10 protein-coding genes and 1 pseudogene are annotated in these 12781 nt (G+C 43.1%); 4 read left to right on the forward strand and 7 right to left on the reverse strand.

Translation table 11 applies throughout. The features are described 5' to 3' along the window. Positions 1 to 226 precede the first annotated feature (226 nt). The 6 genes from cobO to K6C05_RS05625 form a co-directional block, all read right to left on the reverse strand. Complete coding sequence (cobO, locus tag K6C05_RS05600) at positions 227 to 763, reverse strand: cob(I)yrinic acid a,c-diamide adenosyltransferase (RefSeq protein ID WP_296732285.1); 537 nt, start codon at positions 761 to 763, stop codon at positions 227 to 229. Next, the gene (locus tag K6C05_RS05605) at positions 742 to 2088 is read right to left on the reverse strand and encodes an MATE family efflux transporter (protein ID WP_296732288.1); all 1347 of its coding nucleotides are present in this window, start codon (positions 2086 to 2088) and stop codon (positions 742 to 744) included. The genes cobO and K6C05_RS05605 overlap by 22 nt, the downstream gene beginning before the upstream one ends. Before the next feature lie 16 nt (positions 2089 to 2104). After that, entirely contained in the window at positions 2105 to 5164 is a 3060-nt protein-coding gene (locus K6C05_RS05610; protein WP_296732290.1) for a DNA translocase FtsK, read from the reverse strand. Positions 5165 to 5436: 272 nt separating this feature from the next. Further along, complete coding sequence (locus tag K6C05_RS05615; protein WP_296732292.1) at positions 5437 to 6018, reverse strand: ribonuclease H family protein; 582 nt, start codon at positions 6016 to 6018, stop codon at positions 5437 to 5439. 1 nt (position 6019) lies between these two features. Next, on the reverse strand, positions 6020 to 7303 hold the full coding sequence (locus tag K6C05_RS05620; RefSeq protein WP_296732295.1) for an amidohydrolase: 1284 nt from the start codon (positions 7301 to 7303) through the stop codon (positions 6020 to 6022). Positions 7304 to 7331: 28 nt separating this feature from the next. Continuing rightward, the gene (locus K6C05_RS05625) at positions 7332 to 7949 is read right to left on the reverse strand and encodes a M15 family metallopeptidase (protein ID WP_296732298.1); all 618 of its coding nucleotides are present in this window, start codon (positions 7947 to 7949) and stop codon (positions 7332 to 7334) included. 258 nt (positions 7950 to 8207) lie between these two features. Between K6C05_RS05625 and K6C05_RS11020 the strand changes: the two are divergent. The 4 genes and pseudogenes from K6C05_RS11020 to K6C05_RS05640 all read left to right on the forward strand — a co-directional run. Next, positions 8208 to 8276 (forward strand): annotated as a pseudogene (locus tag K6C05_RS11020) (zinc-ribbon domain-containing protein); the annotation flags it as partial. 126 nt (positions 8277 to 8402) lie between these two features. Further along, positions 8403 to 9428: a hypothetical protein gene (locus K6C05_RS05630; RefSeq protein WP_296732301.1), complete on the forward strand. Its 1026-nt coding sequence runs from the start codon at positions 8403 to 8405 to the stop codon at positions 9426 to 9428. Positions 9429 to 9679: 251 nt separating this feature from the next. Continuing rightward, positions 9680 to 11263, forward strand: a complete 1584-nt coding sequence (locus K6C05_RS05635) for a peptide ABC transporter substrate-binding protein (RefSeq protein WP_296732303.1) — start codon at positions 9680 to 9682, stop codon at positions 11261 to 11263. 23 nt (positions 11264 to 11286) lie between these two features. Beyond that, positions 11287 to 12411 (forward strand): amidohydrolase, encoded by a 1125-nt coding sequence (locus K6C05_RS05640; protein ID WP_296732306.1) that lies wholly within the window; start codon positions 11287 to 11289, stop codon positions 12409 to 12411. A gap of 64 nt (positions 12412 to 12475) precedes the next feature. Here K6C05_RS05640 and K6C05_RS05645 read toward each other — a convergent pair. Beyond that, a partial coding sequence (locus K6C05_RS05645) for an ABC transporter ATP-binding protein (RefSeq protein WP_296732308.1) occupies positions 12476 to 12781 on the reverse strand: 306 nt, incomplete at its 5' end.

Below are 12781 nucleotides of genomic sequence, written 5' to 3' on the forward strand. Positions count from 1 at the left end.
AATTAGACATCTTTGCCCAAAATCCTGCATCTTCTTTTGCTGCTATTTTGCAGAAGTCCTCATGTTTTCCGACTACCGGATCACAATGGACAGGGGGATAGCTGCAGCATAGTTTGAAAAGTGTTTGATGGATGTTCACTCATCCTGATACCATTCCGGCATAGGTTTTTTCAAATTCCTGCACTTTTGTACTATTCAGCGAAACAGCAAAAGCAAATACCCCATCCTAAAATTCGATTCCCTTTTGGGCCTTGATACCTTTTTGATAAGGGTGCTTTATCAGCTTCATTTCAGTTACCAGGTCAGCCAAATCCATGATTTCCTGCCTGGCCTCACGGCCGGTTAAAACCACATGCACATTATCCGGTCTATGATGTAAAAGCTCCTTAACATCATCCAAATTTATTAAATCGAATTTGACAGCATAATTAATTTCATCGAGGATAATCATGTCGTACTTATTTGATTCCAGTGCTTCCCTTGCAATTTGCAGGGCTTCCCTGCAAGCCTTTATATGTTCGGTTTTATCCTTTAAATTGCGTTGAAATCCCTTGCCTAAACGACGCAGCTCTATTCTCCCATCCACTTCCCTGAGTGTCTCTATGGTTTTGATTTCACCATATTGAAGATTGCCCTTTATAAACTGTAATATAAGCACACGAAATCCGTCACCCCAGGCCCTGATAGCAAGGCCAATGGCCGCTGTGGTTTTTCCCTTGCCATTTCCGGTGTGAACAATAACTAAGCCATTTTGGGTTTCCATAGTTTTTTCTCCACTTTTTTGAACACTTTTCTATACAATACAATTATTACCATAACCGTTACCAGCCAGCTTATAGGGTAAACCGCCATAAGCACCTCAAAGGTTGGGTACATGGAAAAAACTGTATATACATAAATGATGCGGAATACACATGCTCCCAGCATACAGGCAATTGCCGGTGGCATGGAATAATTTACACCACGCATGGCACCACTCAAGGTCTCGATTACTACATTTATGATTTCAAAGGTGAGAATATATCTGATACGCACAGCTGAATACTGCAACACCTCAGGGTCCGTAGTAAATATTGCCGACAAGGGATAGGCAAAAACAGAAAAAGCGATACTGACAATACCAGTAATAACAACACTCATTCCCATGGTTATTCTTATTACCCTGTAGCATCGTTCAATGTTTTTGGCCCCATAATTCTGCCCCACAAAGGTAGTAGCAGCCTGGGCAAAAGCCTGTAATATAAAGAATCCGGCAAATTCATAGTTAAGGGCAATGGCTGTTGCAGCCACCACTTCTGCCCCAATATTATTCAGGGCAATCTGAATGATAATATTGGAAAAAGAAAACACCATTCCCTGAAGGCCGGCAGGTATACCTACCCTACAAATGTGTATCAGGATTGACTTGTCCATGGACAGCTTATCGAATCTGAGCTGTAATGGTCCTTTTTCCCTGTGAAGCCACCAGATTATCAAAAATGCGCTGACAAGGCTGGAAAGCACCGTGGCAATAGCCACTCCTTCCACATTCATATGAAGCTCAAGAACAAAAAACAGGTTCAGCAAAACATTTACCGTTCCCGAAATTACCATGGCGTACAATGGTCTTTTGGTATCGCCCTTGCTCCGAAGCAATGATGAACCAAAATTATATATGAGCAACAAAGGAACACCACCCATGAGGATACGCAGGTACAACACTGCACTGTCCATAATATGTGCCGGTGTATCCACCATATATAAAATGTCCCTGGCAAAAAGGACTCCCAAGACCGCTAGAAAAACTCCTGACACAAAGGATAATACAATGGAGGTATGAACCGTTTTCTTGATCCTGAGGTAATCCTTACTGCCAATCATCATGGCACATACAACATTAGAACCGATTGAAAGCCCAATAAAAAGGTTGAGCATGAGATTAATGACAATGGCATTGGCTCCTACTGCCGCCAATGCCTCCTTGCCAACAAATTGCCCAACCACAGCAACATCTGCCGCGTTAAACAGCTGCTGCATTATACTGGTGGCAGCAAGGGGAACCGCAAATTTCAAAATCTTGTTCCAGATACTGCCCTCCAGCATGTTCATTCCCGTCAATGCCAAATTATTTCTCTTCCTTCATATATTCTTCCAAATTATCCATTATTTCAAAGGCCTGATCTTCATTAACCAAAATTTCCCTTGGTTTACTCCCCTGAGGCGGTCCAACTATCTTCAATTGTTCCATGGTGTCAAGCAGACGACCGGCACGGGTAAAGCCAATGTGATAGCGCCTCTGAAAACTGGAGGCAGAAGCATTCCCGGTCTGCATTACAAGCTCCACAGCCTGACGCAATAATTCATCCACGCTGCTCTTTACCTTGCCAACATCACCATTGTCATCACCGTCATTTTCCTGTTCAGCTCTATTGGTAAAATCAATGATTTCCTGATTGATTTCCAGCTTATGCCCCTGCTGCTTGATGCTTTCCACCAGTCGCTCCACCTCTACATCGCTGACAAAAGCACCCTGGACCCGGATTGCCTTTGGCTCTGTCTGAGGTTTAAAGAGCATATCACCCTTACCCAGCAGCTTTTCTGCTCCGGCAGAATCCAGGATTGTTCTTGAATCAATCTGAGAAGTAACAGCAAAGGAAATTCTGGACGGTATATTGGCCTTGATGACACCGGTAATGACATTAACCGATGGCCGCTGAGTTGCAAGCACCAAATAAATACCGGCTGCACGGGCCTTTTGGGCCAAACGGCAAATGGCATCCTCCACATCATGAGGAGCGACCATCATCAGATCAGCAAGCTCATCGATAATGATTACCACTGAAGGCATTTGCTTGGCCTTGTCATCAGCATAATACTGATTATAGGTTTCAATATTTTTAACACCGGCTTCGGCAATCAAGCCATAACGCTTTTCCATCTCCTGTACGGCCCAGTTCAATACAGAGGCAGCCTTTCGGGCATCTGTAACCACCGGCACCATCTGATGAGGAATCCCATTATAAACAGAAAGCTCCACCATTTTAGGGTCAATCATAATAAACTTGACCTCATCCGGCTTGGCCTTAAAGAGAATACTCGTGACCAGGGTATTGATACATACTGATTTACCTGACCCGGTGGCACCGGCCACCAGCAAATGCGGCATATCTGCTAAGTTGGCAAAAATAGCCTTGCCACTGATATCCTTACCAAAACCAACTGTAAGATTTGACTTGGCTTCGCTGAATGCTGTATTTTCCAGGACCTCACGGAGTTGGACACTTTCCAGCTTGCGATTAGGAACCTCTATACCTATCGTGGACCTGTTAGGAATTTGTTCAATACGCACAGAGGATGCTGCCATGCTAAGGGCAATGTCATCGGCCAAGCTAGTGAGCTTGTTCAGCTTAACCCCCGGTTCCAGCTTTACCTCATACCTGGTTACAGCAGGACCATGACAGGCACTGAGCACCTTGGCCTTCACCTTGAAATCTGCCAGGGTTTTCTTGAGAACTTCGGCCTTCTCAGATATCTCCCTTTCCAATTCATCATCTGTTTCCTTGACCTTTTTATCCAAAATCAGTGTAACATCCGGCACCTCATATGGTGGCAGCTCCTCCTGTTCCGACTCACCTTCACCTTCCGTTGCTTCAGTTACTGCCTGACTATCAGTTATTTCCTCATCCACCTTTGAAGGAGAAGCAGTAACAGCTTCAGCAGTTCGGTCTTCCTGAACCGAATTTTCTATTTCATCCTCAGCCAAGCTTTGAGTAAAGGAGGATTCACCAGCGTTATCTGAACTGAATTCAATGGTAAATCCATTGTTTTCTTCACCCTGGTCTTCAATCTCCTCCTCATCATCAACCAATTCATCTATAGAGGAAACCACAATAGGCATTTCATCGTTGAAGTCGTCAGCTTCCCGGTCATTATCTTCCGTATCTGAGGATAGCTTCTCACTGAATTCAAAAGCCTCAGACCTGTCATCCCCGTCATTATCTGGTTCAACTGGCATAACAGGTTCCGAAGCCGATACAAATTCATCAGCCTTTGAGACAGCCATGGCATCATCAGCAGGATTACCATCCATTGACTCACCCCTTAATCGCCAATTATCAAAGGTTCCTTTGGGGATTGTCTTTTTATTGATGTATACAAAGCCGGAGGTATCCAGATTATTCAGATTATTATTAAGCTTACCGGCAGCATTATGGGCATATTCACTAATATACTCATCACCATTTTGTGCTGCAGGCTGAACATTGCCGGCTGTATAATTTGTCGCGTTCATATCGGGACCATCAAAGGGTTCATGCTCCACATGCTGACTAGGTGCCTGCCATTTTAAGGATTCAGGGCTTCTGTCAGTGGAGATAATCGGTTCAATATCACCAGTTATCTTTGTACTGTCATCAGAGAATTTTACGACAGGTCCATCATCGGTAAAGGAATCATCCTGGGCCTGATCATAAAAGGACCTTTTGTTTTTCAGTTTTTGAACCTGTTCCCCTACCTGGGTCTGCACCATAGTACCGACATTTTTTGCTCCATCATAAACCACCTCTGCCACATCCATGGCTACTTCGGCCCCGGCCTCTGAGGCTTCCTTGGTGAAAATAATCCCCTTTGCCAGAGACCATGGAGTTGCAAGAAGGACTGAGCCTATAATGGCAGCTCCCAAAAATATAAGTGTTCCGGTACTTCCCAGGGGCTTATGAAGGACAAACACCAAAAGCCCACCTATGATACCACCACCATTTACCAGGTTAGATGGCATTATTTCCTCTCCCATAGGAACGACCAGGTGGTGATACATGGCAATAAGTGATATAAGCAGGCAGACAACACCAATAGAGGTCTTATTGAAACCTACTTTCTGATGCTGCATTATGTAATACCCACCACAGACCACAAATAAGAGTGCGACAACAGCAGCTCCAATACCCAGGAAATATTTAAGTGTCTGCGCAAAAAAATAACCCATATAGCCAACATTAAAGCCGAGCATACCACAAATGGAAATAAGACCTATTGCTACAAAAATTATACCTATTATTTCTGGTTTTCTGGTTGACTCCTCAACCTCATTCCTGGAAGCAACAGAATTCTTTTTATTGGTGGATTTTGATTTATTTTTATTGTTATTTGTGCGTTTAGCGCCTTTTTTCGTAACTTTTTTCTGCAAAATTTTCACCTCATTGTATAACGAGCTTAAGATGTCCCTTTCCTCTTAAGATGGGGGGAATCAATCTTTAACAGCTGGTGAATATATCTCCCAGCTCGTGCGACGCAAAGCTAGTGCCCTTGGGTAAAACGCTAATTGGAAGATTTTTTTAAAAAAAAGAAAAATTTGAACAATGGCGTTATAATAAAGCACTGCCCCTTATTATAACAAAAACGGGAAAATATTAAAAGGCTTGGGACAACATCCCAAGCCTTAATAAAGGTTAGATTAAACTACAGCTCCAAGGCAGCCTTGGCCAGCTTGTCAGCTAATTCATTTCCGGGAACACCGGTATGTCCGGCAACCTTGACGAAGGTAACCAGCTCTTTTCTCTGTTGCATAAAGGTGGCATATTCTCCTGTCAATGAAGTGTTGGTTTTCCAATGGCCCAAGGCCCACTCTGAAATACCTACATAATCATGGCAGATAGTAATATGTTCCACTCCCTGGGCTTCTGCCCATAGGACAGCTTCCATGGCAGCTGTTACTTCACCGGCCACGTTGTGCAGCTTGGCTGCCTCCGATGAGGTACCCTTACCCTTGTCCTGAAAAATAAGATTGCCATTCTCATAGATTGCCATGCCCCAGCTATATTCACCATTAAAATAAGAGCCATCAACAAAGGCCACCATTCCGCTGACCGGCACTGTAATCATTTCTTCATCAGCCATATATGCCTCGGCTTCCTGTCGTGTAACAAATCCTTTGAATTTGGCTCCCTTGTAGCCTGTGGTCTGTTTTTGGCATTCAGCCCAGGTGGTATATATTCCTGGCTGTCTTCCCTGCTTTACAGCATAAAATTTTTTCTGTGCCATGTTATCTGTTTACAAGGTCCATTGCCACTCTCTGGGCTTCCTTGATAATCCTTTCCTCATCCATGGTAAGTACATTTCCTTTTTCCATGAGCATTTTACCGTTGCAGATAACGGTATCTACGGAAGCTGAGTTGGCTGAATATACCAAGAGGGATACCAAGTCATGACGCGGACACCATTCTGCCCTGTTTAAATCGTATAAAACTATATCTGCTTTATAACCGGCGGTAATTTTCCCCACCTTATCCAAGCCAAGGGCTTTGGCACCGTTTTCAGTTCCCATCTGCAATGCAATCTTGGCCGGAACCGCCAAAGGGTCAAGCTCATTGACCTTATGTAGCATGGCGGCCAAACGGATTTCCTCAAGCATATCAAGATTATTATTACTGGAAGCACCATCGGTCCCCAGTGCAACATTGATACCCTCATTGAGCAGCCGTGGTACAGGAGATACTCCACTGGCCAGCTTCATGTTGGAGCCTGGATTGTGAATGGCTGAAACATTATGCTTCTTCATGATGGCTATATCTTCATCATCCAGCCATACACAGTGTGCCGCAATAGATGGCAGATCAAATAATCCTGTATCTTCAATATATTTAAATGGCCTTTTTCCGTATTTTTCAGTAATCTGGGAAATTTCGGACTGAGTCTCATTCATGTGAATATGTATTGGAATATCATGTTTTCCGGCCAACTCCCTGGCATATTCACAAAATTCCGGTGGACAGGTATAAGGGGCATGAACCCCCATCATGATGGTAATAAGACCGTCACCGGCACCATTATAGGATTCGTACAGCTTCACATTGTCCTCCAGCACCTGTCTTCCGGCAGGGAAAAGACCGATGGCACCGCGGGCCAGAATTCCCCGGATACCTGCCTTGATGGTCAGCTCGGCAACTGATTCCATGTGAGGTCCATACATGTCGGCATAAGCTGTAGTACCGGATTTAATCATTTCCAGCACAGCCAGCTCACCACCGACACGAATATCTTCCTCAACCATCTTTGCTTCGGTCGGCCAAATGCGGTTATTCAGCCAGTCCATCAGTTCCATGTCATCCCCATAGCTTCTGAGCAATGTCATTGAGGCATGGGTATGCCCATTGACAAATCCGGGAACTGCAAAATGATCCTTGCCGGAAATAACACGGTCTGCCTTAAAATCTGCAGGAATATCACCTACTGCCAAAATCTCGTTGTCCTTTATGGCAATATCAGCCACCTTGGTGGTATAGTCTGCCATCAGTACATATGAATCCCTGATAAGTATGCTGCTCATTTATGTTCCTCCATCCTGTCTGTCAAAATCAATAATCCGGATACCATTTTTTTATTTGCTCAACCGGAATTTCAAAATGCTGGTAGTCCTTCTCATCCTCCCAGTCACCCCCCCATTCAAAGCCATTTTTTATAAAGAGCTCATAGCATGGGTCATTTTTTATTATTTTATAATCAAAATCCCAATCCCTGTCCACATATGGTTTACCGGCAACAGGGGCAATATATATGCCACTTTCAATATTCTTTATATAAGGATTATACAAGGGATTAATATCCACCGCCAAACCAAGGCCGTGCTTGGATACCCTGTTGGTATGGGCAACCAGACGATAATTGAAGCAAGAACCGTTATTATTGGTCATGGATATTTCATCATCCGCATTATATTCATCTATGAGATTGAATTTTTCCATGGGATACGCCAGTTCATAAAGCTGATAAAATATATCCAAAAGTCTGTCACTGATATGTTGATTGCACACCATTTCACCCTCCAGGCTTTCTCCCTGAAGATTTTTATGCAGAAAATGTATGTGCCTCAATTCTGAAATAGGCAGCTTACAACCCTTGGCATATGATTTATCACGCATTTTGTAGAAAAGCTCAGTAGATATTTCTTCAGCATAAAAATTTTTATCACTCATATTAAACCTCACTTTTACAAATTTTTGACAATTATCCCTGTGAAAGCCATATATTTTCTATCCAATGGAAAAACTCCCACCACATAAATCTCATTTTATTATAGCATAGTATTGGAATGTTTTGAAAAAAGGAGTAACAATTTGCCAGGGAATTAATATGCCTGATATTGCTTTTATCAAAGACTTATTATATAAATATAATGAATATAAATATACTTGTCTGTTATTTTACTTAATATGACAGCGGAAGGAGACATTATGGCACATTTTTGCAGAAATTGCGGCACTCAGTTGGAAGATAACGTTTTGTACTGTCCAAAGTGCGGCACTCAAAATTCCAACAACAATCAGCCGGCAGGGACTTCTCCCCAACATCCGGTCCATCAACCTGCTCCTAATCAACCTGTCTCACAGGCCAATAACACAGGATATCAATCTAATCAACAGCCCCCTATGGGACCCTATCCGCCACATCCCGGCATGAATCAGTCTTCTAACAGAAATAAGGGCATTATAATTGCCGGTGTTGCTGTTGCCATTATGCTGATCCTTGGCTTGCTGTATTACATTGGTTCCAAGGAGGAACATAACGACAGTGAAAATTTCTTTAACACTGCCGTTGCCATTACCAATACTCTGGAGGAAAACCATGATGATCTAGAAGAAATAATCGGCATGAAGGAGGATGATCTCATTGAGATTACCAATTCCCTGAATCTGAACAAACAATTTCTGCAACAGCAGGAAGCAGATCTCAACATGCTTGAACTCACCGAGGAAGATAAGCCTTATGCAGAGAAGCTGAAAAAAATTATAGGCTCTGAGCTGAGGCTCATTGACAATGTGCTTTTTGTACTGGAAAATCCAACGGAAAAGACTGCTTCAGATAAGCTCAATGAAATAACTGACCTTTCAAAAAATATTTCCGCTGATATTGCAGCCCTTAATATTCCAGGTCTTGATTGTTCAAAAGCCGTCAAGATCAAGGATATTAAACCACATTTGAAGGAATATATGGACGCAAAAATCAAAAATGCAGCCAATGAAAAAGAACGCAGGGAATTATTAGCGGCCACCACCAACCACTACCCGCTCTTTTTGAAGCAAAACCCTAATCACCCATTATTGGAGGGCCACATGGGTGCCGGCTATTACCTTGATAAGTCCAGTGTAAAGGTTCTGAATAATGACTCGGATACACCTGTTATCGAGGCTGAAATTTTCATGGTAGATGATGCCTACGGTGGAAAAACAACTGAAACCTACCGCAACAAGATGAAGTTCAAATACAATACAAAATCCGTAAAGCTCTATTATGAGCGGAACGGCAAATGGACCTATCTGAATCCTAACGGACCAATGGCTGAAACCCGTGGGGTCAAATCATTGGGAGAGGCTGCATATTTTGTCAGCTTTGGCAAAAAGTTCTACCATGGATACATGGATGAAAAATTCTATAAGTGTCTCAGCCTGAAATAATATTCCAGTCCATTCGTACTTACGTACCAACTGAATTGAACTACCGGGAAAGACCAGACAGGCTTTGTTCGCATATGGACTTTGCCCGGTTTTTCTATGCAAAAAATCCTTATTAAGGCTATATCCATTCACCACAGCATAATTCCTTAGACATCCCCCGGTCACTGTGATATATTATATGAGTGTCAGTATGACCTGTTTCGTCATTCTCTGCCATAAAATAAACTAATGGATATATAAAAGTGATGACTATGAAATCTATAAAACTCTTTGCTTTACTTATAATTACAATATTTTGCATTACCGGCTGTGGCAGCAATCAAATCGAATGCCCTCCGGAGAAAACAATCTCCATGACCCTGCCTCAGGAGCCATCGACATTGGATCCAGCAATGTCCTATGGACTTGCTGAAAATAATGTGGAACTACTTCTCTTTGAAGGCCTGACCCGCATGGATGAAAATAATCAGGCTCAACCTGCGTTGGCCGAAAGCTGGGAAATATCTCCTGACGGACTCACCTATACCTTTCACCTGCGTCAGGGTATTAAATGGTCTGATGGCAACAGCATAACCGCCAAGGATTTTGTCTATTCCTGGCTGCGTGTCCTGGACCCTAAATTTGGCTCAGGCAATGCCTACATGCTGTTTATCATAGCCGGGGCTGAGGAGTATAACAGCGAAGAAATTTCCGCCGAACAGGTTGGTATTAAAGCCCTTGACAGTAATACCCTTCAGGTAAAGCTCAAGGAACCTGCTACCTATTTTATTGACCTTACAGCCTTCCACGCATTGTACCCTGTTCCGGAGCATATCACCAGGGAAAAAAATGATACCTGGGGAAATAACTATGAAACCATTGTGGGCTGTGGTCCCTTTAAAATTATAAAATGGGCACATTCCAGTGAAATCATTCTGGAGAAAAATGAAAATTACTGGAATCGTGATATAGTAGCATCGGATTATATCAAATTACCTATAAGTGACTCGAACAGCACCAGACTGACCATGGTGGAAAGTGGACTAACTGATATGATTACAGATCCACCACCTGCTGACGAGAACAGACTTAAGGAAATGGGACTATACAAGATAGAACCGCAGCTTGGCACCACTTATTATGTTTTTAATGTAACAAAACCTCCTTTTGACAGGACTGAGGTCAGAAAAGCCTTTGCCATGGCTATAACCCGCAAAGAAATGATTGAAAAGGTGGTTCGTAACGGCAAGATTCCAGCCAATACATTCGTTCCACCAGGCATGTCATTTAATGGCAGGGATTTTGCCCTGGAAGGTGGTTCCCTTATTACTGAGGATGCCCAACAGGCAAAAAAACTGCTGGAAGCATCAGGCTATAATGGAGAACCTGTAACCATACTGTATAACACCAGTGATATGAACAAGGCAATTTCCGAATCCCTTCAGGGGATGTGGAAGGATGCCCTGGGAGTCGAGGTGGAACTGACAAATCAGGAAACAAAGGTATTTTTTGATTCACGGGAAAATGGTGACTATCAGATAGCCTTTGCCAACTGGATTGCTGATTTTGCCGATCCCGTTAATTTTCTCGATGTATTCGCGGAAAAAAACAACGATGCCCAATATCACAAGCCAGAATACAATGCCATTATGGCGGCCGCCCACAAGGAGGTCAATCAGACCAGACGCCTGGAGCTGCTACACAAGGCCGAAAGGATGCTTTTTGAGGATTGTGTGGTTATCCCTCTCTTTTACACCAGCCAGGTAATTGTGGTCAATCCTGAATTAAAGGGCTATATATGCACGCCAATGGGCAATATTGACCTGATACGCGCCTATAAGGAGAAATCAAATTAAACTGTAACAGGAGACTTCAACAGGTGAATTTAAAAGAACAGTTATGTCAAATTACAGACAAAAACAAGGATACTCTATATAATATCGCTGATTATCTCCACTGCAATCCGGAAACCGGCTGCAGGGAATTCAAGGCGTCTTCATATCTGCGAAGTATTCTTGAAAAGGAAGGTTTTAAAATAAATGATATACTTCCTGATAAATTTCCCACTGCCTTTAAGGCTTCCTTTGGTAATGGTAATATTCAAATCGGTTTTTTGGCAGAATATGATGCCCTGCCGGAAATTGGTCATGGCTGTGGCCATAATCTGATTGCTGCCATGAGCATTACTGCAGCAATAGTCTGCTCCAATATTTTGGGGGATAAGGCTACTATTCATGTATTCGGCTGTCCGGCAGAAGAAACCTTGGGCAGTAAGGTGTACATGAGTGAAGCAGGAATATTTGATAAGCTGGATTTTGCCCTGATTTGTCATCCCGGCAGTGAAACCACCTTTGGTGGTACCTCCTATGCTACCCATCCTCTTCAGATAACCTTTACAGGGAAGCCTGCCCATGTGGCTGACCCTGATTATCATGGCATTAACGCCCTTGATGCCATGGTGAACTTCTATCAACAGCTGACTCAGCTGCAGCAATCCTTCCAGGAGCCTTACATCCTTGGCAAGATAATAACTGAGGGAGGAACAGCTCCCAATATCATACCTGATAAGGCCGTCATGAAAGCAACTATCCGGGCATTGCGTGTGGACTATCTGGAAAATACCATGCTTCCTCAAATCAGGGCCTTGGCTCAAAGAGTATCTGAGCAGCATGGAACCGGACTTGATCTGCACCACTATGAACCATTATTCAAAAACATGATAAATGATAAGCACCTGGAAGAATGTGCCCTGTCCAATTTCAAGGCTGCGGGAATAAATGATATAAAGTTACTTCCTGATGATTATGCAGATGGCTCTACAGATGTGGGAAATGTGAGTCAAATAGTCCCTACAATACAGCCGGAAATTAAAATCGGCAGCAATATAGAAGCCCATACCCCTGAATTTGCAGCAGCCGCCGCCAGTCAATATGCAAAGGAAATGGCAATAAAGGCTGTAAAGGGCATGTGCATGACAGTTGCCGACATATTGAATAATCAATAACTTATAAGCAAATAAGCAAAATATCCCCTGAAGTCTCAGGGGATATTCTTTATTTATCATACATTCACACCATATGGCAGGCAACACTGTGCCCATTTATTGTTTTCATGAACGGTTTTTCCCTGTGGCATTTATCCATGGCACAAGTGCAACGCCCAGCAAAGGCACAACCTTTCCCTATACCGGCATTACATGCCTCACCCTTTATGACAGATACATCCTTGTGTACATCAGGGTCAGGTACCGGAATCGCTGCCAAAAGTGTTTTGGTATATGGATGCAGCGAATTTTCATATAACTCATCAGATTCGGCAATTTCCATGATTTCTCCCATGTACATCACGGCAACCCTGTCACTAATATATTTCAC

This window comes from Anaerovibrio sp. (assembly GCF_024697385.1).
Classification (GTDB): Bacteria; Bacillota; Negativicutes; order Selenomonadales; family Selenomonadaceae; genus Anaerovibrio.

What these genes read in the sequence shown, in the direction of transcription:
- K6C05_RS05620 (WP_296732295.1), bottom strand. Translation starts at nt 7,303, where the DNA reads ATGAGCAGCATACTTATCAGGGATTCATATGTACTGATGGCAGACTAT.
- K6C05_RS05635 (WP_296732303.1), top strand. Translation starts at nt 9,680, where the DNA reads ATGAAATCTATAAAACTCTTTGCTTTACTTATAATTACAATATTTTGC.
- K6C05_RS05630 (WP_296732301.1), top strand. Translation starts at nt 8,403, where the DNA reads ATGGGACCCTATCCGCCACATCCCGGCATGAATCAGTCTTCTAACAGA.
- K6C05_RS05605 (WP_296732288.1), bottom strand. Translation starts at nt 2,088, where the DNA reads ATGAACATGCTGGAGGGCAGTATCTGGAACAAGATTTTGAAATTTGCG.
- K6C05_RS05625 (WP_296732298.1), bottom strand. Translation starts at nt 7,949, where the DNA reads ATGAGTGATAAAAATTTTTATGCTGAAGAAATATCTACTGAGCTTTTC.
- cobO (WP_296732285.1), bottom strand. Translation starts at nt 763, where the DNA reads ATGGAAACCCAAAATGGCTTAGTTATTGTTCACACCGGAAATGGCAAG.
- K6C05_RS05615 (WP_296732292.1), bottom strand. Translation starts at nt 6,018, where the DNA reads ATGGCACAGAAAAAATTTTATGCTGTAAAGCAGGGAAGACAGCCAGGA.